The organism is Teichococcus aerofrigidensis, from assembly GCF_054073225.1.
Genome location: NZ_JBSXMU010000012.1, coordinates 1 through 22,068 on the forward strand (window position 1 = coordinate 1; position 22,068 = coordinate 22,068).

Genomic DNA, 22,068 nt, shown 5'->3' on the forward strand with positions numbered 1-22,068 from the left:
TGGCCGAGCTGGCGCCGGGCGTGACGCTCGACGAGGTGCGCGAGAAGACCGAGGCCGAATTCGCCATCCCCGAGACGTTGCACGCGTGATGCAAAAGGCGTGAATGGCCGTCAGCCTCCGCTGGCAATGTCGCGCGGAGATCTTCGGTGCCGGAAGGGCGGTCGAGCGCCGCCGCGTTGCAGGCCTTGGGTGGGGGCGGGCCCGGGAGGGGCGAAGCCTCTCCCGAAGGTGCCGAAGCAGCCTGTCAGCCCTCCGGCCGAAGGTTGAGGGCGCGGATCACCTCACCGAGCCCCTCGCGTTGCCGGCCGATCAGGGCGGCGAAGTCCGCCGGACCGCCGCCGGCCGGAAACGACCCGGTGCCGATCAACCTTTCCTGTAGGTCGGGTTGGCGCAGCGCCCCGTCCGCCGCCGCCGCCAGCAAGGCCACCAGGCGCGGCGGCGTTTGCTCGTGCGCCATCAGCCCGTAGGACACCGCCCGGTCGAATCCGGGCTGGGTTTCCGCCACGGCCGGAACCGCTGGCAGGGCCGGGAAGCGCCGCGCCGTTGTCACCGCCAGCAGGCGGGCGCCGCTGGCCGCCGTTTCCGTATCCACCCCTGACCACTGACCGAACAACAGATCGATGCGGCCCGCCATCAGGTCAGGCAGGGCCGCTGCGGTGCCGGCATAGGGGATGTGCCGCATCCGGATGCCGGCGTGGCGCTGCAGCAGCTGCGAGATCAGGTAGTGCGCGCTGGTGGTGTTGTTGGCGCCGTAGGTCAGCCCGTCCGGCCGAGCGTGGGCCAGGGCAATCACCGTCGCCAGACCGGCCCCGCCCGGACCAGGCCGGTCCGACCCTGGCCCGCCGAGGCCGGGCCGGGCAAAGATCACCAGCGGGTCGCTGCCGAGCGGCACGACCGGCGCCAGCCGCTCCATCGGATCCACGGTTCCCGGCGGCGTCAGGGGGGCTGGTCCATGCCCATGGCCGCCACGCCCGGCGGCGCCGTCGGGTGGATGAAGACCGGCAGGGCGCGGTCGTCGATGGCGCGCCAGATGGGGGCGAAGAGCGGGTCGGCCACCGGCTGGCCGGCGATGTTGCCCAGCACCACCCCCCCCGGAGGCACCCTGCGACAGGGACCTCTGCAGCTCGGCCACGCCAGCTCGGCGAACTGCCAGGGCAGCGAGGCGAACCAGCGGATGCGGTCGGGGTAGCGGCTCTGCGCCTCGGCCATGGGGTCGTTGTTGTCGCGTGCCGCGGCCAGGCTGATCTCGCCGCTGCCGAAGAACACGTTGGGGCAGGTGAGTGAGACGATCGCCACATCCACCCCGGCCTCATCCATGCGGCGGATTCGCAGGTCGTCATCGCTCATGGCCGGGGTGGGCGTCATGAACGGCGCGCCGTCCTTGAAGATGCACATCTTCCCGGAAGCCGGGTTGGGCCGGTAGGCCAGATGCGGCCCGCCATGCTGCGCCAGCATCTCCAGCCAGCGCGGCGAGAACATGTGGGTGTGAACGTCGATAACGGGGCTGGCCATGGGCGGAACTCCTCCTGCCGCCGCCTCGGATGGGCGGCGTTGCGGCCCATCATGCGCGCCCGCCCGGGCAGCAGAAGAAGCATGTGGCGCAGGGGGCGTGCACCGCCCGCGCACGCTCAGCCGATCAGAAGATGGTCCCGCAGCAGCCGCGAGGGGGACGGGAGGGGCCCTTCCGGACGCGACACCAGCCGCAGCTCCCGCACCGCCCAATCCTCCGCCAGCGGAACGCAGCGCAGGTGCAGCAGCGCCTCATAGGGGCGGCAGACGCCCTCGGGCATGATCGCGATGCCGTGTCCGGCGGCGATCAGGTGGCGGCAGGCATCCAGGCTGCCGACGCTGAGATGGTAGCGCAGCGTGCGCCCGATGCGCCGGGCCTGTTCCTCCAGCAGGATGCCGAGCGCCCCGCCCTCCGTGGCGCGGATCAGCGGCAGGTCGAGCAGGGCCGGGAAGCGCAACCGCGCCTCGCCGGCCAGGGCATGGTCGAGCGGCAGCACGCCCATCAGCCGGTCCCTGCGCCACGGCCAGGCCTCGCAGCCCTCTGGCACGGCTCCGGCGATGGTGACAATGCCCAGGTCGATGTCGCCCTCTGCCAGCTGGTGCAGGATGGCCAGGCTGCTGCCCTCGCGGATCTCGACCTGCACGCCTGGCCGCGCGGCGGCAAAGCACGTCAGCTCGGCCGCCAGCCCGTGCCCCGCCAGGGCCGAATGGGCGGCATGGAAGCGCACCGTGCCGTAGCCGCCGCCGGCAAACGGCTGCATGTCGCCGTCCAGCCGCTTTGCCAGATTCATCAGGGCGCCGGCATGCTGCGCCATGGCCTGGCCCGCCACGGTGGGCCGGACTCCCTGCGGGCGCCGCTCCAGCAGCGTCACGCCGAAATCCTGCTCCAGCAGCCGCAGCCGCTTGGCGGCGGCGGAGGGGGCGATGCCGCACGCCCCGGCCGCCCTGGTCACGCTGCCGAGCCGCAGCGTGGCGAGCAGGATGTCGAGCGTGACCCAGTCCGGGCGCGGCCGCATCGCCTAGCCGCCCCGCTGGCCGATGGCCCCGACCCTTTCACTCGATGCGGATGTTGCCGCGCCGGGCCACCTCCGCCCATTTCCGCCGCTCATCGTGAATGTAACGGGCAAATTCCTGCGGTCCTTCCGACAACGGCCTGGTGCTGGCCTCGGCGATACGTGCCCGCAATTTGGCATCCGTCATCGCCCTGGCGAAGCCCGCATGCAGGCCAGCGACCACGTCGGGCGGCGTTTTGGCCGGCGCCAGCACACCGCCCGAACCACTGACACTGTAGCCCGGCAACCCGGCGGCCTCGGCCACCGTCGGTAGATCCATGCCGGGAACCCGGTCCGCCGAACTGACGGCCAGGGCGCGGAGCATGCCCGAGGCGATCAGCGGCTGGGTGGCGGCGGCGCTTTCGAAGCTGAAATCCACTGCGCCCGAGGAAACATCGGTCAAAGCCGGGCCGCTGCCGCGATAGGGCACGTGGGTGGCCCGCGCGTCCAGCCCTTGCAGAAACAGCTCGGTGCCGAGATGCCCCGTGGTGCCCGGGCCGCTGGAAGCATAGGTGAGATTGCCGCCCCTGATGCGCCGCACCAGATCGGCCAGGCTCTGGTCCGGGCTCTTGCCCGGCACGACCACCACCAGCGGCCCCTCAAAGATGCGGATGATGGGCAGGAAGTCGCGCTCCGGGTCGTAGGGCACGTTCGACATGACCGCGGGATTGATAGCCAGGGTGGCTAGGCTGCCGAAAACCAGCGTGCTGCCATCCGGCGGCGATTGCGCGACGCTCTGCATGCCGATGGTGCCGCCGGCGCCGGCGCGGTTCTCCACGATCACCCGGGCCTGTGGCCAGCTCAGCTCACTGGCCTTGTCGGCGAGCAGGCGGGCGAAGATGTCGTTGGCCTGACCCGGTGTGAAGGGCACCACGATCCGGATCGGCTTGGAGGGCGTCCAGGGCTGCGCGGCGCGGGCCGGCCGGGCCGCGGCGAGCAGGGCTGGCGCGGCGAGCACGGCGGCAAGGCCGCGGCGCGTGAGGCGATGATCGTGCATTCCTGTTGTTCCTCGTGCTTCTTGATGTCCGCCCTCGTGACGCGGGGGCGGATCCTTGGTCACTCGGCGGCGGCGGGTGCCGCCTGCGGCACCGCCAGAATGCCCCTGGCCGTCAGGCCGGCGATCTCGGCCTCGCTCAGCCCGGCTTCGCGCGCGATCTCGGCATTGTGCTCGCCGACGCGCGGCGGCTGGCGGCGCAGCGCGGGGCGGCCGCCCGGCAGCAGCACCGGCAGGCCCGGCAAGCCGGCATCGGCGCGCGCCTGAACGTCGCGCGGCGCCGCCTCGGCCCCGCTGAGGTCCACCGGCAGCAGCCCGCCCGAGGCCCGCAGATGCGGATCGTCCAGCAGCTCGCCGGGCTTGGCGATGGGCGCGAAGGGCAGGCCGAGCGCCTCGCACCGCGCCATCAGCTCGGCCTTGGGCAGGCGGGCGAACAGCGCGGCCACGCGCGGCAGGATGCGCGGCCGATTGGCGGCCAGAGCGCGCATGCCGGCGAGCTGCGGGTCGTCGCGCAGGTCATGCAGGCCGAAGGCCTCGCAGAAGCCCCGCCACTGCGTCTCCGTGACTACGCCAACAAAAACCTGCGCGCCGGGCTCGGCGCTGTCGAATATGTCGTAGAGCGGCCAGGGCTTGCGCATGTCCGGGTCACCGAACGGCTCCGGTTCCTTGCCTTCCAGCGCGGCGCGCGCCATGTGCTGCGCGGTCAAGACCATGTTCGTCTCGAACAGCCCGGACTGCACCAGCCCGCCCTGGCCCGTCACCTCGCGCTGGCGCAGCGTCGCCATCACGGCGATGGCGGCGAACATGCCGCCCATGATGTCGTTGACTGAGGAGCCGGCGCGCAGCGGCCGCCCCGGCGGGCCGGTCATGTAGGCCAGCCCGCCCATCATCTGCACCACCTCGTCCAGCGCCGCGCGATGCTCGTAGGGGCCGGGCAGGAAGCCCTTGCAGGAGGCGTAGACCAGGCGCGGATTGATCTCCGCCAGGGCGGCGTGGCCGAGGCCCAGCTTGTCCATCGCGCCGGGGCGGAAATTCTCCACCAGCACGTCGGCGCCGGCGGCCAGGCTGCGCACCAGGGCCAGGCCCTCGGGGCGCTTCAGATCCACGCAGAGCGAGCGCTTGTTGCGGTTGAAGGTCGGGAAGAAGCCCAGCGCCGGGCCGGTCAGGCGGCGCGTGTTGTCGCCCGCCGGCGCCGGCTCGATCTTGATGACCTCGGCGCCCAGATCGGCCAGCACCATGCCGCAGCTCGGCCCCATGACCATGTGGGAGAACTCGATCACGCGGATGCCGGCCAGCGGCGCCGCCGAGGGCCGGATGGCGGGCGCCGGCAGAGTGGCGCGGAACGTGCGCGGAATGCCGGCGGCGGCGACGCGGCCATGCAGCTTCTCCTCCGGCAGGCCCTGGCGCAGTGCCTCCCGCGCGGCGATCAGCGCGCCGAGATCGATGCCGGTGGCGAAGCCCTCCGATTCCAGCAGGTACACCAGGTCCTCGGTGGCCGCGTTGCCGACCGAGCCGGGGGCGAATGGGCAGCCGCCCAGCCCGCCCAGCGCCGCGTCGAAGCCGCGCACGCCTTCCTCCAGCGCCGCCAGGGTGTTGGCCATGGCCATGCCCAGCGTGTCGTGCAGGTGCAGGTTGCCGAAGCGCGCCGGCCCGACCTCGGCGCGCACCGTGCGCACCAGCTGCCGCACCTGCGAGGGCGTGGCATAGCCCAGCGTATCGGCCAGGGCGATCACGTCGGCCCCCGCCGCCGCCAGCTCGGCGGCCAGCCGCAGCACGTCGTCCGCCGGCACCTGGCCCTGCAGCGAGCAGCCGAAGGCGGTGGAGATCCCCGCCTCGATGCGCGGCGCGCCCTCGCCCAGCCCGCGCGCCCATTCCACCACCCGCGCGACCTCGGCGACCTGCTCGGCGCGCGAGCGCCGCACATTGGCGCGGCTGTGCGCCTCGCTGGCGGACACCGGCAGCAGAATGGATTGCGCCCCGGCGGCGGCGGCGTTCTGCGCCCCGCGCAGGTTGGGCGCCAGCGCCACCACATGCAGGCCGGGATGCGCGGCGCGCACCGCGGCCACGAGCTGCGGCGCGTCCGCCATCTGCGGCATCGCGGCAGGGGGAACGAAGCTCGCGACCTCCATCTGGCGCAGGCCGCTGGCGGCCATGGCGGCGATCCAGCCCAGCTTGTCGCCGGTGCTCATCACGGCCTTGGCCATCTGCAGGCCGTCCCGCGGGCCAACCTCGCGGACCACGACCTTGGCTGTTTGCACGACGCTGCTCACCGCTTCCTCCCGTTGTTCTCACCGCAGTTTCAGGCTTGCGCCTGAACCACGGAAGTCTCCAGTCACGGAAGCAGCATCGCTCAACCGCGGAAGCCCCCGGCGGGAAGCTGGTTAGCCGGCGGCGGCGAATTTCAGCTCGGGGTCTGGATGCTGCAGAAGGGTTTCATGCAGAAGAGTGGGTTCTGGTGCTCCTCATCGGACGCGCCGGCGCAGCAATCCTTGAACCGCGCCGGGTTTGCCGGAGGCTGTTCGGTGTGGGTCATGCCGCCAGGGGTGTGACCTCCTGTGGTGAATAGTAGCGCGCCTCCGCCTTGGCGTGAGGGATGTTGCCGATCGGCTCGAAAAGGCGGCGGTTGGCAGGTAGCCATTCGGCGTGGGACGCAGTCATCCTATCCCGGCGTCTCGGGGCGCTTGAGTAGCTCAGGATCGGCTTTGTGGATCTTGACGAGTTCACGAAGCATCTCGATGCCGAAGTCAATGAACGCCATGATGCGTCGTCACCGGAGCCGCAGACCCAGATCAGCCCATCTTCCCGATCCATTTCGTTAGCGACGATCCAATGCCGGTCCTCGTCCTCGCCGAGTATTGCCGCCATGCGCGCGATGGCGACGACGTGGTGGACTTTGTTGGTCGGCGCCACTGTCAAGCCGCTTGAACAAAGTCGGCATCGGGTTTGGGTTTCCAGGTCCACGGCAGCAACTCGTCGAGCCGATGGGCGGGCGCCAAAGGCTACGGTCAGGAAGGCTGGGCGGGTTAATCTAGCAAGCGGGCTCAGCGGATGCTGGCACGGCGGCTGTTGCGACCTCATTCGGCCTCGTCCCCACGATGGGACTTCGGGTGCCGGTTTTCCGTAGCCGCTCCGGCGAACTACGCCACGGTCGCCTCTCGGCTCCAGCAGGATTCGGTGCCATCGCATCACATCCGGTGCAACACGACGGCCAGCTTGCGGGCGACAGCCACCTTGGCGCGCGCCACGACGGCGTGGCCGACGGTGCCGGCAGCGCCCGCGCGGTTTTCGACGACGAAACTCTGTCCAAGCTCATCGCTGAGCCCTTGCGCGACGAGGCGCGCGACGAGATCGACCGAGCCGCCCGCGGCGAGGCCACCATGATCGTCACGGCGCGGCTACGTGCCTTCATCGACTTCCTTTCTGCGCAGGCGACCGCCGCGACAGCATGAAGAGGCGTGGAGCGGCAGGCGTGCCAGCGCCACCGGCCTCAATTTTTCGGCTGCCACCTGCGCGCTCAAGCAGCATCAGGAAGTGCAGCCCGGTAACGTCCATAAGCCACCTTTACGAGCAACCCCTCGTCGCACATGCGAGACAAGTAGCAACGAGGGACACCAATATCGGTCAGATCCTTCGTTCGAACCTCTCCCTTCTGAAGAGCCAGCGCAACAGCCCGCGACCTCAGGGGAGGAGGAGGCCTCCCAGCAAGACGTACACGCTCCGCTCGTTCCCGATCACGCTTCCTTTGCTTCGCGTGCAGTTTCCACGTAGTTTCTCGGGGAATCTCGGACAAGAAGTTCGTTTCTTCATTCAGTCCGGGGAGCTAACAAGAAAAGGGCGCCGGCAACGGCGCCCTTTTCTTGTTCATCAACCTTGCCGCAGCCGTGAGCCGAATTCAGCCTGGGCCCAGGCCAATCGGCCGGCGCAGAAGACGGCAACCGGCGCCCGCCGTGCCGGATCTACCACCACGACATCCCCGCGCATGCCTGGCAGGAGGTCGCCGCGGTCCCGCAGCCCCGCGGCACGAGCCGGATTGCCGCTGATGAGAGCCCAGGCGGCCGGCAGGTCGAGCCTGCCCCGATCGAGCAGGGTGAAAGCCGCCTCCAGAAGCGCCGGCCAGACGTAGTCCGAGGCCAGGATCGTCACCAGCCCCTGCTCCGCCAACGGCGCCGCGCTGGCCCAGCCCAGATGGCTGCCGCCGCGCACGACATTGGGCGCTCCCATCACCACCGCCTCCCCCGCCCGCTGCGCCGCCTCGGCCACGGCCTCGGCCATGGGAAACTCGCTGATGCCGACGCCGAGGGCGCGGAAGGCCTCGCGCTCGTCAAGGTTGGCCTCGTCGTGGCTGGCCATTGGCAGATCGAGACGCCGCGCCATCTCCGCCATCCGCCTGCGGGCCTCCGGCACCTCCGCCCGCCGGGCCATGGCAGCCCGGGCGAGGTCACGAAAGGCGTCCAGGCCGATGCCGGCCCGTTCCGCGTACTTGGCGGCCTGGCGCTCGTCCTGAAGCTTCCGGACAATGCTGGGCGTGTGGTCGTTGAAGGCGAGGAGATCGACCCGGCCGGCCTCCATATCCGCCAGCGCCTCCTCCAAGGCATCCAGGTTGTCGGCTTCGAAGCGCAGATGCACGCGCAGATCGGCGGACAGCCAGGGTCTGGCCGCCTCCAGCGCCTGCAGGATCTGACGCCAGGCCGCGACCGATCGCAGGCCGGGCTCCCAGGACAGCGTCACCCCCAGGAAGGCCGTCGTGATCCCGGCGGCAAGGATCTGGGACTCCGAATCGCGCAGGGCGAGAGCGGACGGGAAGCTGACGCCGGGCCGGGGCTGGAACTGCCGCTCATGCGCGTCCCCGTGGATATCGACGATACCGGGCAGGACCAGCAATCCCTGGGCATCGAGCCTAGCGGCGCCCGCTGCCGGGTCTGGCAGGACGACGCCGCCTCCGAGAAACAGATCCTCGTTCCGCAGCGCGTTGTCCCGGAGGAGCTGGCCGCCGGAAATCACCCAAGCCTTCATGAATCCACTCCGCCGCCGTCACTGATGACCACCTGCACGCGCCCGGCGGCGTAGCATGACAGGGTGTAATCGATCGGTTCCCCGGAGGGATCGACGTTCAGCGCCTCCGCCTGCATGACCGGCCGCAGCCGGGCCTGCTGCAAACGCTCCGCCTCCTCGGCCTCCGGCAGGCGAGCCGTCAGGCGGGTCCAGCGGCGCCGGTAGTCCGCGATGCCGCAGCGGCCGAGGGCGGTGGTGATGGAAGCCTGGTCGCGCAGGGCCTCGGCCAGTCCCGCCAGGCGGGGCAACACGAAATGATGGCGCCCCAGCACCACGGGCCGGCCATCGGCGAGGCCCAGCCGCTCCACCAGCAGCACCGGCCGGCCCACCCTTATCCGCAGGGGCTCGGCCACGGAGGATTCGGCCGGGACTTCCAGCAGGCGCAGGATGCGCCCGTCGGGCTCGCGATTCTGCGCGCGGATCACTTCCGAGAAACGGATGCGCGGCCCGAGGGGGTAGTCGAGCATGTCGTCGGCGACGAAGGAGCCTCGCCCCTGCTCGATCCGGATCAGGCCCCGCAGCGCCAGGGAATCCAGCGCGCGGCGGACGGTGTGGCGGTTGACGCCGTGCCGGGCCGCCAGCGCGGCCTCGGTCGGCAGGCGTTCGCCGGGCGAGAAGACGCCTTCCGCCATGCCTCGTTCAAGCGACTGGGCAATCTGGCGCCACAGGGCGACGCCCTCACCACGCGCCAGGGTTTTGGCCGAGTTCTGCGTCGTCATCAAAGCTTCAAGCTTCATCCTGAGGTGAGGTGGCAAATTCGGATTGACTGTAGGGGATCGGATATCTAGTCGTCTAGACATCTCAACAGACCCCGAGGCTGCCTTGTCAGATTTTCCTCAGGACCACGGCGAACGAAGGCGCTGGATGGGCATCCTGGCCCGGTCGAGCGCGGCGGCGATGACCGAACACCTCGAAGCCGTGCCGCCCCTGCCGTCCCACACCCGGCTGCGAGGCCCCGAGACGGGCCTGGTCATGCTGCGGGGCCGCGCCGGCGGCGACGGCGCCGCCTTCAACCTGTCGGAAGCCGTCGTCACCCGCTGCAGCATCACTCTGTCCGACGGGCGGATGGGACACGCCTATGTCCTGGGCCGGGACGACCGGAAGGCGGAGCTGGCCGCCGTGCTGGACGCCGCCCTGCAGGACCCCGAGCGCCGTCCGGCCCTCCTCTCGGGCGTGATCGCGCCCCTGGCCGCCGCGCAGGCCGCCGGCGCCGAAGCCACGGCGCGCAAGGCCGCCGCGACGCGCGTGCAGTTCTTCACCATGGCGAGCATGCGCTGATGCGCCCCGGTTTCGCTGATCCTGTCCTGGATGCGCAGGCGAGCTTCCGCGCCATCCTGGAAGCCATGAGCCGCCCCGGCCGCATCCAGCGCCTCGAGGCGGCACCCACCCCGCCCGCCCCGCTGGCTCCGGCCACCGCCGCGGCGCTGCTGACCCTGGTGGATGCCGAGACACCGCTCTTCACCGATGTCGGGGGCGAGGCGGCCGACTGGCTCCGCTTCCACTGCGGCTGCCCCATGGTCCCGCAGCCGGGCCAGGCCGCCTTCGCCCTGATCGTCGGCGCCCCCCCGTCCCTGTCGGCCCTGCCGGCGGGCAGCGACGAGGACCCGCAGGCCGGCGCGACACTGATCTGGCAGGTCGCCGCGCTCCGCGGCGAGGCGGGATGGCGTCTGTCGGGCCCCGGCATCGAGCGCGAGCATCGGCTCGAGGTGCGCGACGCGCCGGCATCCTTCATCGGCGAATGGGCGGAGATGGGCCGCGCCTTCCCGCGTGGCGTCGACGCCATCCTCTGCGCGGGCCGGGATCTGGCGGCCCTGCCCCGCACCTTGCGCATCCAGGGGGGCTGAGGCCATGGCTTATGTTGCGGTCAAGGGTGGCGAGCAGGCCATTCGCCACGCCCATGCCTGGCTTGGCGAGACCCGGCGGGGCGATCCGGTCACCGCCGAGCTGGAGATCGCGCAGATCGAGCAGCAGCTTGGTCTCGCGGTGGACAGGGTCATGGCGGAAGGCTCCTGCCTCGACCGGGGCCTCGCGGCACTGGCCATCAAGCAGGCGCAGGGCGACCTGATCGAGGCGATCTTCCTGCTGCGGGCCTACCGCACCACCTTGCCGCGCTTCGGCTATGCGCGGCCCCTCGACACCGCCGCCATGCGGCTCAACCGCCGGGTTTCGGCCACCTACAAGGATCTGCCCGGCGGCCAGGTGCTCGGCCCGACCTACGACTACACGCATCGCCTGCTGGATTTCTCCCTCGCCCGTCCGGACGCCGCGCCGGAGGCGGCGCCCCAGGCGGCCGAGCCGCAACCCGCCGCGCCGCATGTCACCGAGTTGCTGTCCCGCGAGGGGCTGATGGCGCGCGAGCCGGAGGACGGCCAGGAGCCGGCGGACCTGACCCGCCAGCCGCAGAGCTTTCCGGCCGACCGCTCCGCCCGCCTGCAGAACCTCGCCCGTGGCGACGAAGGCTTCCTGCTCAGCCTCGGCTATTCGACCCAGCGGGGCTACGGCAACAGCCACCCCTTCGTCGGCGAGATCCGGCAGGGCCTGGTCACCGTTTCCATGGTTCCGCCGGAGCTTGGCTTCGAGATCGATCTCGGCGAGATCGAGGTCACCGAATGCCAGATGGTCAACCAGTTCCACGGTTCGCGCAGCCAGCCGCCGCAGTTCACGCGCGGCTACGGGCTGGTGCTGGGCCGCTGCGAGCGGAAGGCCATGTCGATGGCCCTGGTGGATCGGGCCCTGCAGGCCGGCGCTCTCGGCGAGGACCGCGCGGCGCCGGTCCAGGACGAGGAATTCGTCATGCTCCATTCCGACAATGTCGAGGCGACCGGCTTCGTCGAGCACCTCAAGCTGCCGCATTACGTCGACTTCCAGAGCGAGCTGGAAGTGGTGCGCCGCCTGCGGGAGGCCGCCGCGGCAGAACCCCGATCCGTGGAGGCCGCGGAATGACCGCCGACCCGGGCTACAACTTCGCCTACCTGGATGAGAACACCAAGCGGATGATCCGCCGCGCCATTCTCAAGGCCATCGCCATTCCCGGGCACCAGGTGCCCTTCGGAGGCCGCGAGATGCCGCTGCCCTATGGCTGGGGGACGGGCGGGATCCAGGTGACCGCCTCGCTGCTCGGGCCGGACGACGTCCTGAAGGTCATCGACCAGGGCGCCGACGACACCACCAACGCGGTGTCGATCCGGCACTTCTTCCGGCGCGTCGCGGGGATCGCGGTGACCACCCGGACGAGGGAGGCCAGCATCATCCAGACGCGCCATCGCATTCCGGAGGCGAAGCTCACGGAAGGGCAGATCATCGTCTATCAGGTGCCCATGCCCGAGCCGATGTTCCGGCTGGAACCGCGCCTGACCGAGACGCGGCGCATGCATGGCCTCGCCGATTATGGCGTGATGCACGTCAAGCTCTACGAGGACGTCGCGCGCCATGGCGAGATCAGCATCGCCTATAATTATCCGGTGATGGTGCATGGGCGCTACCTCATGTCGCCCTCGCCGATCCCGGCCTTCGACAATCCGAAGATGGACCGCATGCCCGCGCTGCAGCTCTTCGGCGCCGGCCGCGAGAAGCGCATCTATGCCGTGCCGCCCTATACCTCCGTGCGCAGCCTCGATTTCGAGGATCATCCTTTCCGCGCGCACCGCGCCAAGGGCTGCTGCGCCCTCTGCGGAGCCGGGGACAGCTACCTCGACGAGGTCGTGACCGACGATCGCGGCGGCCGCATGTTCGTCTGCTCGGATACCGATTACTGCGAGGAGCGGCAGGCCTCCCGCACGGAGGACGCGGCATGAGCGGCGCTCTTCTGGAGGCTTCCGGCCTGGCCCTGCGCTTCGGCGCCATCCGTGCCCTCGAGGATGTGCAGATCGACATCCATCCCGGAGAGGTCGTGGCGATCGTCGGCGAGTCCGGCTCCGGCAAGTCCACCTTGCTGCGCGTCCTGTCGGGGCAGATGCGGCCCGATGCGGGCCAGGTGGTCTATCGAGACCTGGAGGGCATGGCCCATTCGGTGCATGACATGAGCGCCGCGGCGCTGCGCCGCCTGATGCGCACCGACTGGGGCTTCGTGCACCAGCATGCCCGCGACGGCCTGCGCATGAACGTCTCCGCCGGCGGCAATGTCGGCGAGCGGCTGATGGCGGTGGGCGCGCGCCACTACGGCGATATCCGCGCGGAGGCGCTGGACTGGCTGCGGCGGGTGGAGATCGACGCCACGCGCATCGACGACCTGCCGCGCGACTTCTCCGGCGGCATGCAGCAACGCCTGCAGATCGCCCGGACACTGGTGACCCGCCCGCGCCTCGTCTTCATGGACGAGCCGACCGGCGGGCTCGACGTCTCGGTCCAGGCCCGCCTCCTCGACCTGATCCGCGGGCTGGTCTCCAATCTCGGCATCGCGGTGCTCCTGGTCACGCATGACATCGCCGCCGCGCGCCTCCTGGCGCACCGCATCCTGGTGATGCGCCACGGCCGCGTGGTGGAGCATGGGCTGACCGATCGGGTGCTCGACGATCCGCAGCATCCCTACACGCAACTTCTCGTCGCATCGGTGTTGGCGGCATGACGGCTTCCCTCTGGACCGAAGATCTCGGCAAGAGCTTCCGCCTGCATCTGCAGGGGGGGCTGAGAATCCCGGTGCTGGCCCATGTCGGGTTCAGCGTGATGCCGGGCGAATGCGTCGCCCTGGCGGGCCCCTCGGGGGCCGGCAAGTCCACGCTGATGCGATGCCTCTATGGCAATTACGGCGCCGAGCATGGCCACATCTGGCTGCGGCACGAGGGCGAGCCGGTGGAGATCACCGCCGCCGATGCGCGGGCGATGCGGGAGATACGGCGCCGCACCCTGGGTTATGTCTCGCAGTTCCTGAGGGTCATCCCGCGTGTCGGTGCCCTCGACATCGTGGCGGAGCCCATGATCGCCGCCGGCATGGCGGCCGAGGCCGCCCGGAGCCGGGCCCGCAACCTGCTTCTCCGGCTGAATCTGCCGGAACGGCTGCATGGCCTTCCTCCCGCCACCTTCTCGGGCGGCGAGCAGCAGCGCGTCAACCTTGCCCGCGGCTTCGGCCCCGGCTACCCCATTCTCCTGCTCGACGAGCCGACAGCCAGCCTTGATGCCGCCAACCGCGAAGTCGTGATGACATTGATCGCCGAGGCCAAGCGGGCCGGCGCCGCCATCATCGGCATCTTCCATGATACCGAGGTGCGCGACAGGGTCGCCGACCGCCTTCTTGAAGTCTTGCCCATCCAGGACGCCGCATGACCGCCGAAACCATTCTGACCAACGCCCTGCTGGTCCTGCCGGATCGCGTGGAGGCCGGGACCCTCCTGGTCCGGGACGGGTTGATCGCCGAGCTCCAGCCCGGCCCGAGCCGGTTGCCGGGGGCCATCGACCTGGAGGGCGACCACCTGATCCCGGGCGTCATCGACGTCCATACGGACAATCTGGAGCGCCAGGTCCTGCCCCGCTCGGCGGCCCGGTGGCCTTCCCGCTCGGCCTTCCTGGCGCATGACGCGCAGACGGCGGCCGCCGGTGTCACCACCGTGCTGGACGCGCTGTGCCTGGGCGACCTTGGCTTCGATGCCGAGCGTACGGAAACCTTCCTGAACGGGGTGGCCGACCTCGATGCCCTGGCGCCGACCGGCCTGTTGAAGAGCGAGCATTTCCTGCATCTGCGCTGCGAACTGCCGGCGCCCGACCTGCTGCCCCTGCTGGAGCGGGTGGCCGACCATCCGGCCGTGCGCATGGCGAGCCTCATGGATCACTCGCCGGGCGTCGGGCAGTATGTCGATGTCGAGCGCTACCGTGCCATGCGGCTCCGGGGCGGCCTGTCGGCCGACGAGGTGGACCGCCGGATCGCCAACCTGCTGGAGCAGCGCGAGCGGCTGCGCGGGCCCCAGCGGCGCGCCCTGCTGGACCGGCTGGCGCATCGCCACCTGCCCCTGGCCAGCCACGACGACTGGGACGAGGAGGAGATCGCCGGCAACGCCGCCGATGGCGTGCTCATCTCGGAATTCCCGGTCTCGCTGCAGGCGGCCAGGAGCGCGCGGCGCCATGGCATGGAGATCATCGCCGGAGCGCCGAACATCGTCCGCGGCGGCAGCCATTCCGGCAATGTCGCCGCCGCCGATCTGGTCCGGGCCGGGCTCGTGGATGTGTTCGCGAGCGACTATGTCCCGCCGGCCATGATCGAGGCCGTCTGGCGCGCCGCGGCGCAGACCGGCATCAGCCTCCCCGCCGCCGTGGCCACCATCACCGACGCGCCGGCCCGCATGCTGCGGATGCAGGACCGCGGGCGGCTCGAGGCAGGCCGGCGCGCCGATCTGGTCCGCTTGCGCCCGCTGGACGGCATCCCCGTGGTGCGGAGCGTGTGGCGCGAAGGCAGCCGCATCGCATGAGCGCGCGGCTGGCGCTCTACTGGGCCCCGGAGCGGGAGGATCCGTTGCATGCCGCGGCCTCCGCCTGGCTGGGCCGGGACGCGGAGACGGGCGCCGCGCTGCCCCAGCCTTCCATCGCCGGGCTGGATCTGGCCGAGGTGACGGCCGATGCGCGCGGATACGGTTTCCACGCGACGCTGAAGGCGCCCTTCCGTCCCGCCATCCTGGAGGCGGGAGTTCGCGAGGCCGCCCGGAACCTCGCGGGGCGGATCGCGCCCTTCGACCTGCCGCCCCTCGTGGTGGCGGATCTGGATGGCTTCCTGGCGCTGCGGGAAAGCCACCCCTGCCCCGCCCTTCAGGCTCTCGCCGATGCCGCGGTCGAGATGCTGGAGCCCTGCCGGGCGCCTCTTACCGAGGCCGAGGTCGCGCGGCGCAGGCCCGAGCGGCTGGCGGAGCGGCAGCGCAGCCACCTGTACCGCTGGGGCTATCCTCATGTCTTCGAGGATTGGCGCTTCCACATGACGCTGTCCCGCCGCCTGACGCCCGGGGAGGCCGATATTCTGCGCCCGGCCGCCGAGGCGGCCCTGGGCACCGCCGCGGGCCGGCCCCGGCGGGTGCGGGAGGTATGCCTGTTCGCCCAGGCCGGGCCGGGCGAACCTTTCCTGATTCTGGAGCGGTTCAGGCTCGCCGGCTGATCGCCGCCGCGGCCGAGGCCCGGTGGAGCGCGGCCAGCAGGCGGGCGGCGCCCGCCTCGGGCGTGCCATCATTGGCGATCTCGATCACCTCGAGCCCGGCCGCGAGCGGCGCCGTGCGGCCGAGGCGGCGGGCGACCTCCTCCTGGCTTTCCCGCCCCCGCGCGGCGAGGCGCGCCGCCCGGAGCGGCAGCGGCGCCGTCACCAGCAGGACGAGCAACGGATAGCGCCGGTTGGCCTCCTCCAGCACGGTCCGCGACAGATTGGCCACGACGACGCGACCTTCCGTCAGATCAGTCTCGATGTCGCGCGGGATACCGTAGGAAAGGCCGTGCGCTTCCCAGTGCAGGGCAAAGGCGCCTGTGGCCAGTGCCTCCCGGAAGGCCGTGCCGGAGATCGGCAGGTGATCCTCCGCACCGGCGTGGCGGATGGTCTCGGCGGGCCGGGTGATGAAGCGGCGCACGAAGCGGTACCGGGCATCCTCCCGCAACCGATCCTGGACCAGGCCGAGAAGCGTGTCCTTGCCCGCGCCCGAATCGCCGACCACCGTGATCAGCCTGCCCTTCATCCCGTCCTCCGAGGTTGACCGGCCGGTTTTCGACGCGCAGAGACGGCGAGGCAAGCACCCAAGCCCGCCTCGCCGCAGGAGCAGCAGAATGTTCACAACCCGCCCGGAGATCGCCGCCACGTTCGGCGCTGTCGGCAGCACGCACTGGATCGCCAGCCAGGTGGCGATGGCGGTTCTGGAACGCGGCGGCAATGCCTTCGACGCCGCGGCGGCGGCGGGCTTCACCCTTCAGATCGCCGAGCCGCATCTGAACGGCCCCCTCGGAGACTGTCCGATCATCGTCCATGACGCGGCATCGGGGCGGCAATCCGTGATCTGCGGCCAGGGGCCGGCGCCGGAGGCCCTCAGCGTCGCCAGGGTGAAGGGCGAGCTGGGACTCGACCTGATCCCCGGAACCGGCCTTCTGCCCGCCATGGTTCCCGGCGCCTTCGATGCCTGGGCGACCATGCTGCAGAGTTGGGGCAGCTGGAAGCTGGGCGACGTGCTGGAATTCGCCATCGGCTACGCCGAGCGCGGCATCCATTACGTGCCCCGCATCGCCGCGACGGTCGAGAGCGTGCGGCCCCTGTTCGAGCAGGAATGGCCAACCTCCGCCGCCCTGTGGCTACGGGACGGCGGGCCGCGCGCCGGCCAGCTCTGGCGCAACCCCACGCTGGCCGAGACGTACCGGCGCGTGGTGCGGGAGGCGGAAGCCGCCGGCGGCGACCGCGTCGCGCAGATCGAGGCGGCGCGACGCGCCTGGTACCAGGGCTTCGTCGCCGAGGCCATCGACGCCTTCTGCCGCCGGACGGAGGTGCTGGACGCCTCCGGCCGCCGCCATGTCGGGCTTCTCACCGGCCAGGACATGGCACGCTGGCGTGCGCCGGTGGAAGCGCCGCTGGCCTATGACTATCGCGGCGTCACCGTGCTCAAATGCGGCCCCTGGAGCCAGGGTCCCGCCATGCTGCAGACCCTGGCCATCCTGGCGGGCTTCGACCTGGCGGGAATGGACCCCCTGGGGGTGGAGTATGTCCATACGGTTGTCGAGGCCATGAAGCTCGGCTTCGCCGATCGGGAAGCCTACTACGGCGACCCCGACTTCACGGACGTGCCGATGGCGGAGCTCCTGTCGGAACCGTACAGCCAGCGCCGCCGCGGCCTGATCGGCCGGCAGGCCTCCCTGGAGCTCCGGCCGGGCGGCATCCCGGGGCACTGGGCCTGGGTGGACCATGACGCGGCCCGGCGCGCGCAGAAGCTCTCCGAGGTTGCCGGCGTCGGCGAGCCCACGGTGTCGCGCCTCGGCGTCAGCGGCGCGGACACCTGCCATGTCGATGTCATCGATCGCTGGGGCAATATGGTGTCCGCCACGCCCTCCGGCGGCTGGCTGCAATCGTCTCCCGCTATCCCGGAGCTCGGCTGCTGCCTGGGAACGCGGGGGCAGATGTTCTGGCTCGACGAAAGCCTGCCGAACGGATTGAGGCCGGGCAAGCGGCCCCGGACCACGCTCTCACCCGGCATGGCCCTGCGCGACGGGCGGCCCTGGATGGCCTTCGGCACACCGGGCGGCGAGCAGCAGGATCAATGGCAGCCCATCATGCTCACCCGCATGATCGACCACGGCCTCACGATCCAGCAGGCAATCGACGCCCCCTCGTTCCATACCGAGCACTGGCCGTCAAGCTTCTGGCCGCGCGTCGCCCGCCCCGGGAAGGTGGTGCTGGAAGGGCGCTTCGATGCCGCGGTGCTGGAGGATCTGAAGGCGCGGGGCCATCTGGCCGAGATGGGCGGGGAATGGTCGGAAGGACGGCTGTCCGCCGTGCGGCGCGAGCCGGACGGACAGATCTTCGCGGGGGCGAACCCTCGTGGCATGCAGGGCTACGCCGTGGGCCGATGACCCACGGCGCCGCGTGGCTAGCCTTGCAGCGTGACCGTCACCTGATGATCGAGATGCGCGGCCAAGTCCGGGGGAAGCCTCAAGGCCACCGCTAACGCGTCCAGATAAGCGCGCTCCTGGGGCGATTCGGCATCGACGACGATGCGCGAGGCCACGTAGAGCTGTGATGCCTGCTCCTCGCTGCCGGCCGCCTTTGCGACGGTGGCTGGGCTCAGGTCGGATGCCATCAGCTCGGCGAGGAACTGCTGGGCCTCGACATCCATGCCGCCTTCCGACATCTGGCCCAGGATCTGCGCGCGCTCCTGCTCGTCCAGATGCCCATCCGCCTTGGCGGCTGCGACCATGGCGCGGATGACCGCGAACTCGAAAGGCTGGCCATCGGTGGCGGGGGCCGCGGAGGGCAGGAAGCGGGGATCCACCTCAGCCAGTTGCTGTGGCGCCAGGGGCGTGGAGGATTGCGCCGCCCGGCCCTGCTGCCAGGCCTGAAAGGCACGGCTGGCCAGGGCACCGAGCACCATCGGGCCCAGCGTGGCCAACAGGCCGCCGGAGCGACCCCGTCGGCCCCGGCCCAGGAGCATGCCGAGCAGCCCGCCCATGGCGGCGCCTCCGAGGCCACCACCGCCAAAACCCGCGCCCGGAAAGCCCGAGCCGCCTCGCGCGGGGGGCGGGCCACCCTGTCCGGGGAAGGCCTGTCCCGGGGCCGACTGTCCTTGCGGAGCCTGCGGTCCGCCGCCACCCAGGGCGGCACGCGCGGCGTCGATCAGACTGCCGAAATCGCTGCCGCCGGCCCGAGGGTTCGAGGGGTTCGCCTGTCCGCCGGATCGGCCGGCGCCCAGGAATTGCTCGAGAAGGATTTTCGGATCGATCATGAAGCGACAGTTCGGTACGCCGCCTCGGAGAGACAAGACACAGGCGCGTCAACGCAGCGTCTGCGGCTCCTCCTCCGCCCAGTCGCGCAGAAGGGTGAAGCCCACCGCGAGCAGCACCGGCCCGAGGAACAACCCGAGGAAGCCGAAGGCGAAGATGCCCCCCAGTGCACCGAGGATGGTGAGAAGCAGCGGCAGGTCGGCGCCGCGGCTGATCAGCCAGGGTCGGATGACATTGTCCACGCTGCTGATGCCACCCGCGCCGTAGATCAGCAGGAAGAGGCCCCAGCCGGTCGAGCCCTGGCTGAACAGCCACAGCGCGGCCGGCAACCAGACGACCGGCGCGCCGATCGGCAGGATGGAGATGAGCCCCGCCACCACGCCGAGCAGCACCGGCTGCGGCACGCCGGAAATCCAGAGCCCGAAGCCGGTGAGCACGCCCTGCGCCACCGCCGTGCCCAGCAGCCCGTAGACCACGCCGAGCGTGACATTGGCGGTGAGCTGCACCAGGCGTCGCGCCTGGGCGCCGGCCATGCGGACGATCACCGCCTCCAGCCCGGCGGCCATGCGCGGGCCGTCCCGGTAGAAGAAGAAGGAGAGCAGGATCGCCAGGACCAGCTCCGCGAGGCCCGACAGCACCGCCAGCAGGAGGCCGAGTGCCTGCTGCGCGATGACGCCGGCATAGGGCTGGAGCAGATTGGTGAGCGGGGTGAAGTCGAGTTGCAGGGAGTCCCACTGCCGTCCCAGGAACTCGCCGACGATCGGGATCTGCGCCAGCTTGCCGCCCAGGCTGGGCAGGCCGCTGGCGATGAAGCCGTCGATCGCCTGACGAAGGCTCTCCACGTCCTCGGCGCGGATCGGCGCGGCGAAAAGGATCGGCAGGCCCAGGAGCAGCATCTCGATCGTCACCATGACCAGGGCGGCCAGCGAGGGCCGCAGATGCAGCCTGTCCCGCAGGGTCCGATAGGCGGGCCAGGTGCAGAAGGCCAGGATCGCCGCCCAGAGCAGGGCCGAGACGAATGGCCTCAGGACCATCAGGCACCCCCCGAGCAGAGTCAGGAGTGCCGCCAACCCGAGCAGGCGGGCGGGCTTGAGGCCGTGCTGGTCCGGCGAGGATGAAAGGGACATGCGGGAAATCTGCCCGACCTGCAGCGGTTCTGCCAGCGCCCTCCTGAACGCATGGGGGTCCGGGGGCTTGCACTCGGCGACAGGCCGACTAGCGTGGCCCGCCTGAGGAACGCACCCGCCCGGGCGGGTGACCAGCCGAGGTCCCGCCGCATGCCACGCTTCGCCGCCAACCTCTCCATGATGTTCCAGGAGCTGCCGTTCCTCGAACGGTTCGAAGCGGCGCGTCGGGGCGGCTTCGAGGCGGTCGAGTTTCTCTTTCCCTATGATTTTCCGGCCGCCGAGATCGCGCGCAGGCTTCAGGACAATGGCCTCCGCCAGGTGCTCTTCAACGCGCCGCCGGGCGATTGGCAGGGCGGTGAGCGCGGGATGGCCGCCATTCCCGGCCGGGAAGCGGAATTCCGCGACGCGATCCGGAAGGCCCTGGACTATGCCGCGGCGCTGTCCTGCCCCCGCCTGCACGTCATGGCCGGCCTCGTGCCGGAGGGCGTATCCCGGGAAGCCATGGCGGCCAGCTATGCCGTGAACCTGCACTGGGCGGCGGAGGAATGCGCCAAGGCGGGGGTGAAGCCCGTGATCGAGCCCATCAACCAGAGGGATATTCCAGGCTTCTTCCTGCGCGACACTAATCAGGCCGCCGCGATCATCGGCAGCCTGGGGCCGGATCGCATCGGCCTGCAGTTCGATCTCTATCATTGCCAGATTACCGAGGGCGACATCGTCAGGCGCGTGGAGAAGCACCTTCCGCTCATCGCGCATATGCAGGTGGCCGACGTGCCCGGGCGGAACGAGCCGGGCACCGGCGAGGTCAACTGGCCCTACGTCTTTGAGCGCATCGACGCGCTCGGCTATCGCGGCTGGATCGGCTGCGAATACCGGCCCCGGGGCGACACCCTGGAAGGACTGTCCTGGTTCGCGCCCTACCGCCCGCGCTGACGCGCCGGGCGCCGCCACGGACATCCCAATCGTAACGCGGAGGAGTTCCCATCATGAAAATCGGTTTCATCGGCCTCGGCATCATGGGGCGGCCCATGGCGCTGCACCTGAAGCAGGCTGGCCACGACCTCGTCGTTCCCGATCGCAAGAGCCTTGCCGCTGAGATCCGGGAGGCCGCGACGGTCGTGCCGAGCCCGGCTGCGGTGGCCCGCGAGGCCGAGGCGATCATCCTGATGGTGCCGGACACGCCGGATGTCGAGGCGGTGCTGTTCGGGCAGGATGGCGTGGCCGAGGGACTCTCCGCCGGCAAGCTGGTGATCGACATGAGTTCGATCAGCCCGACCGACACCAAGACCTTCGCCCGCAAGATCAACGCCGCCGGCTGCGAGTATCTCGACGCGCCGGTTTCCGGTGGCGAGGTGGGGGCCCGGCAGGCCTCGCTCACCATCATGGTGGGCGGTCCGCAGCAGGCCTTCGACAAGGCCTTGCCGCTGTTCCAGGCGATGGGAAAGAACATCACCCTGGTGGGTACGGAGAACGGCGCCGGGCAGACCTGCAAGGTCGCCAACCAGATTGTTGTGGCGCTGACCATCGAGGCCGTGGCCGAGGCCCTGGTCTTCGCCAGCAAGGCGGGCGCGGATCCGGCGAAGGTCCGGCAGGCGTTGATGGGCGGCCTCGCCACATCCCGCATCCTGGAACTGCACGGTGAACGGATGATCACGCGCAGCTTCGATCCGGGCTTCCGCATCCGCCTGCATCAGAAGGATCTGAACCTGGCCCTGCAATCGGCGCGGGCGCTGGGCGTCGCGCTGCCGAACACGGCCTCCACCCAGCAACTTTTCTCCGCCTGCGCGGCGGCCGGCGGCGAGGACTGGGATCATTCAGGGCTGGTGCAGGCGCTGGAACGGCTCGCCCAGCACAAGGTCAACGACTAAGACGGTCCGGGCGCGGTGCGGGAGAGGAATTTTAACCGCTCTCGCTCTCGGGATGAGAGTCTGGACCAATTCTGGCAATTCTTTGATTGCCT

22 protein-coding genes and 1 pseudogene are annotated in these 22,068 nt (G+C 70.6%); 11 read left to right on the top strand and 12 right to left on the bottom strand.

Annotation, left to right across the window (positions count from 1 at the left end; all coding sequences use genetic code 11):
- Nucleotides 1-244: 244 nt before the first annotated feature.
- From ACVMLK_RS04825 to phnF, 9 genes and pseudogenes are all read right to left on the bottom strand, one after another.
- The gene (locus ACVMLK_RS04825; protein WP_457485797.1) at nucleotides 245-913 is read right to left on the bottom strand and encodes a Bug family tripartite tricarboxylate transporter substrate binding protein; all 669 of its coding nucleotides are present in this window, start codon (nucleotides 911-913) and stop codon (nucleotides 245-247) included.
- Nucleotides 914-936: 23 nt separating this feature from the next.
- On the bottom strand, nucleotides 937-1,512 hold the full coding sequence (locus tag ACVMLK_RS04830; RefSeq protein ID WP_457485769.1) for an amidohydrolase family protein: 576 nt from the start codon (nucleotides 1,510-1,512) through the stop codon (nucleotides 937-939).
- A 116-nt stretch (nucleotides 1,513-1,628) separates the two neighbouring features.
- Nucleotides 1,629-2,525, bottom strand: a complete 897-nt coding sequence (locus tag ACVMLK_RS04835; protein WP_457485770.1) for a LysR family transcriptional regulator — start codon at nucleotides 2,523-2,525, stop codon at nucleotides 1,629-1,631.
- 37 nt (nucleotides 2,526-2,562) lie between these two features.
- A complete protein-coding gene (locus tag ACVMLK_RS04840; protein WP_457485771.1) occupies nucleotides 2,563-3,621 on the bottom strand; it encodes a Bug family tripartite tricarboxylate transporter substrate binding protein in 1,059 nt (352 codons plus the stop codon).
- Nucleotides 3,618-5,825, bottom strand: a complete 2,208-nt coding sequence (locus ACVMLK_RS04845) for a hydroxymethylglutaryl-CoA lyase (RefSeq protein ID WP_457485772.1) — start codon at nucleotides 5,823-5,825, stop codon at nucleotides 3,618-3,620. Before ACVMLK_RS04845 ends, ACVMLK_RS04840 begins: the two co-directional genes overlap by 4 nt.
- 259 nt (nucleotides 5,826-6,084) lie before the next feature.
- Complete coding sequence (locus ACVMLK_RS04850) at nucleotides 6,085-6,465, bottom strand: hypothetical protein (RefSeq protein WP_457485773.1); 381 nt, start codon at nucleotides 6,463-6,465, stop codon at nucleotides 6,085-6,087.
- A gap of 275 nt (nucleotides 6,466-6,740) precedes the next feature.
- Nucleotides 6,741-6,848: pseudogene (locus ACVMLK_RS04855) on the bottom strand (hypothetical protein); the annotation flags it as partial.
- Between the two features lie 571 nt (nucleotides 6,849-7,419).
- Nucleotides 7,420-8,568 (bottom strand): alpha-D-ribose 1-methylphosphonate 5-triphosphate diphosphatase, encoded by a 1,149-nt coding sequence (locus tag ACVMLK_RS04860; RefSeq protein ID WP_457485774.1) that lies wholly within the window; start codon nucleotides 8,566-8,568, stop codon nucleotides 7,420-7,422.
- A complete protein-coding gene (gene phnF / locus ACVMLK_RS04865) occupies nucleotides 8,565-9,326 on the bottom strand; it encodes a phosphonate metabolism transcriptional regulator PhnF (protein WP_457485775.1) in 762 nt (253 codons plus the stop codon). The genes ACVMLK_RS04860 and phnF overlap by 4 nt, the downstream gene beginning before the upstream one ends.
- Nucleotides 9,327-9,429: 103 nt before the next feature.
- On the opposite strand from phnF, the gene phnG reads away from it, so the two are divergent.
- The 8 genes from phnG to ACVMLK_RS04905 are packed head-to-tail and all read left to right on the top strand — an operon-like array spanning nucleotide 9,430 to nucleotide 15,676.
- The gene (phnG, locus tag ACVMLK_RS04870; RefSeq protein WP_457485776.1) at nucleotides 9,430-9,885 is read left to right on the top strand and encodes a phosphonate C-P lyase system protein PhnG; all 456 of its coding nucleotides are present in this window, start codon (nucleotides 9,430-9,432) and stop codon (nucleotides 9,883-9,885) included.
- Nucleotides 9,885-10,451: a phosphonate C-P lyase system protein PhnH gene (phnH, locus tag ACVMLK_RS04875; protein WP_457485777.1), complete on the top strand. Its 567-nt coding sequence runs from the start codon at nucleotides 9,885-9,887 to the stop codon at nucleotides 10,449-10,451. Before phnG ends, phnH begins: the two co-directional genes overlap by 1 nt.
- Nucleotides 10,452-10,455: 4 nt before the next feature.
- Nucleotides 10,456-11,550 (top strand): carbon-phosphorus lyase complex subunit PhnI, encoded by a 1,095-nt coding sequence (locus ACVMLK_RS04880; protein WP_198367814.1) that lies wholly within the window; start codon nucleotides 10,456-10,458, stop codon nucleotides 11,548-11,550.
- Nucleotides 11,547-12,401 (top strand): alpha-D-ribose 1-methylphosphonate 5-phosphate C-P-lyase PhnJ, encoded by an 855-nt coding sequence (locus ACVMLK_RS04885; protein WP_457485778.1) that lies wholly within the window; start codon nucleotides 11,547-11,549, stop codon nucleotides 12,399-12,401. Before ACVMLK_RS04880 ends, ACVMLK_RS04885 begins: the two co-directional genes overlap by 4 nt.
- The gene (phnK, locus tag ACVMLK_RS04890) at nucleotides 12,398-13,171 is read left to right on the top strand and encodes a phosphonate C-P lyase system protein PhnK (RefSeq protein ID WP_198367812.1); all 774 of its coding nucleotides are present in this window, start codon (nucleotides 12,398-12,400) and stop codon (nucleotides 13,169-13,171) included. Before ACVMLK_RS04885 ends, phnK begins: the two co-directional genes overlap by 4 nt.
- Nucleotides 13,168-13,866 (top strand): phosphonate C-P lyase system protein PhnL, encoded by a 699-nt coding sequence (gene phnL / locus ACVMLK_RS04895; protein ID WP_457485779.1) that lies wholly within the window; start codon nucleotides 13,168-13,170, stop codon nucleotides 13,864-13,866. The genes phnK and phnL overlap by 4 nt, the downstream gene beginning before the upstream one ends.
- Nucleotides 13,863-15,002, top strand: coding sequence for an alpha-D-ribose 1-methylphosphonate 5-triphosphate diphosphatase (locus ACVMLK_RS04900; RefSeq protein ID WP_457485780.1), 1,140 nt, complete (start codon nucleotides 13,863-13,865; stop codon nucleotides 15,000-15,002). The genes phnL and ACVMLK_RS04900 overlap by 4 nt, the downstream gene beginning before the upstream one ends.
- Nucleotides 14,999-15,676, top strand: a complete 678-nt coding sequence (locus ACVMLK_RS04905) for a DUF1045 domain-containing protein (protein WP_457485781.1) — start codon at nucleotides 14,999-15,001, stop codon at nucleotides 15,674-15,676. The genes ACVMLK_RS04900 and ACVMLK_RS04905 overlap by 4 nt, the downstream gene beginning before the upstream one ends.
- Here ACVMLK_RS04905 and phnN read toward each other — a convergent pair.
- Nucleotides 15,660-16,241: a phosphonate metabolism protein/1,5-bisphosphokinase (PRPP-forming) PhnN gene (gene phnN, locus ACVMLK_RS04910; protein WP_457485782.1), complete on the bottom strand. Its 582-nt coding sequence runs from the start codon at nucleotides 16,239-16,241 to the stop codon at nucleotides 15,660-15,662. The genes ACVMLK_RS04905 and phnN overlap by 17 nt on opposite strands.
- Nucleotides 16,242-16,329: 88 nt before the next feature.
- On the opposite strand from phnN, the gene ACVMLK_RS04915 reads away from it, so the two are divergent.
- Complete coding sequence (locus ACVMLK_RS04915) at nucleotides 16,330-18,114, top strand: gamma-glutamyltransferase family protein (protein WP_457485783.1); 1,785 nt, start codon at nucleotides 16,330-16,332, stop codon at nucleotides 18,112-18,114.
- A 17-nt stretch (nucleotides 18,115-18,131) separates the two neighbouring features.
- Here the strand turns inward: ACVMLK_RS04915 and ACVMLK_RS04920 are convergent, their stop codons facing one another.
- Together ACVMLK_RS04920 and ACVMLK_RS04925 are read right to left on the bottom strand one after the other, a co-directional pair.
- Nucleotides 18,132-18,875, bottom strand: a complete 744-nt coding sequence (locus tag ACVMLK_RS04920; protein ID WP_457485798.1) for a tellurite resistance TerB family protein — start codon at nucleotides 18,873-18,875, stop codon at nucleotides 18,132-18,134.
- Between the two features lie 156 nt (nucleotides 18,876-19,031).
- A complete protein-coding gene (locus tag ACVMLK_RS04925) occupies nucleotides 19,032-20,108 on the bottom strand; it encodes an AI-2E family transporter (RefSeq protein ID WP_457485784.1) in 1,077 nt (358 codons plus the stop codon).
- A gap of 150 nt (nucleotides 20,109-20,258) precedes the next feature.
- Here ACVMLK_RS04925 and otnI point away from each other — a divergent pair, with 150 nt between their 5' ends.
- Both otnI and ACVMLK_RS04935 read left to right on the top strand, forming a co-directional pair.
- Entirely contained in the window at nucleotides 20,259-21,041 is a 783-nt protein-coding gene (gene otnI / locus ACVMLK_RS04930) for a 2-oxo-tetronate isomerase (RefSeq protein ID WP_198367805.1), read from the top strand.
- 53 nt (nucleotides 21,042-21,094) lie between these two features.
- A complete protein-coding gene (locus ACVMLK_RS04935) occupies nucleotides 21,095-21,976 on the top strand; it encodes a 2-hydroxy-3-oxopropionate reductase (protein WP_198367804.1) in 882 nt (293 codons plus the stop codon).
- Nucleotides 21,977-22,068 lie beyond the last annotated feature (92 nt).

Coding starts and splice junctions, on each gene's coding strand:
- ACVMLK_RS04880 (WP_198367814.1), top strand. CDS start 10,456: ATGGCTTATGTTGCGGTCAAGGGTGGCGAGCAGGCCATTCGCCACGCC.
- phnF (WP_457485775.1), bottom strand. CDS start 9,326: ATGACGACGCAGAACTCGGCCAAAACCCTGGCGCGTGGTGAGGGCGTC.
- ACVMLK_RS04900 (WP_457485780.1), top strand. CDS start 13,863: ATGACCGCCGAAACCATTCTGACCAACGCCCTGCTGGTCCTGCCGGAT.
- ACVMLK_RS04830 (WP_457485769.1), bottom strand. CDS start 1,512: ATGGCCAGCCCCGTTATCGACGTTCACACCCACATGTTCTCGCCGCGC.
- phnK (WP_198367812.1), top strand. CDS start 12,398: ATGAGCGGCGCTCTTCTGGAGGCTTCCGGCCTGGCCCTGCGCTTCGGC.
- ACVMLK_RS04835 (WP_457485770.1), bottom strand. CDS start 2,525: ATGCGGCCGCGCCCGGACTGGGTCACGCTCGACATCCTGCTCGCCACG.
- ACVMLK_RS04925 (WP_457485784.1), bottom strand. CDS start 20,108: ATGTCCCTTTCATCCTCGCCGGACCAGCACGGCCTCAAGCCCGCCCGC.
- ACVMLK_RS04885 (WP_457485778.1), top strand. CDS start 11,547: ATGACCGCCGACCCGGGCTACAACTTCGCCTACCTGGATGAGAACACC.
- phnL (WP_457485779.1), top strand. CDS start 13,168: ATGACGGCTTCCCTCTGGACCGAAGATCTCGGCAAGAGCTTCCGCCTG.
- ACVMLK_RS04905 (WP_457485781.1), top strand. CDS start 14,999: ATGAGCGCGCGGCTGGCGCTCTACTGGGCCCCGGAGCGGGAGGATCCG.
- ACVMLK_RS04935 (WP_198367804.1), top strand. CDS start 21,095: ATGAAAATCGGTTTCATCGGCCTCGGCATCATGGGGCGGCCCATGGCG.
- phnH (WP_457485777.1), top strand. CDS start 9,885: ATGCGCCCCGGTTTCGCTGATCCTGTCCTGGATGCGCAGGCGAGCTTC.
- ACVMLK_RS04915 (WP_457485783.1), top strand. CDS start 16,330: ATGTTCACAACCCGCCCGGAGATCGCCGCCACGTTCGGCGCTGTCGGC.
- ACVMLK_RS04825 (WP_457485797.1), bottom strand. CDS start 913: ATGGAGCGGCTGGCGCCGGTCGTGCCGCTCGGCAGCGACCCGCTGGTG.
- phnN (WP_457485782.1), bottom strand. CDS start 16,241: ATGAAGGGCAGGCTGATCACGGTGGTCGGCGATTCGGGCGCGGGCAAG.
- ACVMLK_RS04860 (WP_457485774.1), bottom strand. CDS start 8,568: ATGAAGGCTTGGGTGATTTCCGGCGGCCAGCTCCTCCGGGACAACGCG.
- otnI (WP_198367805.1), top strand. CDS start 20,259: ATGCCACGCTTCGCCGCCAACCTCTCCATGATGTTCCAGGAGCTGCCG.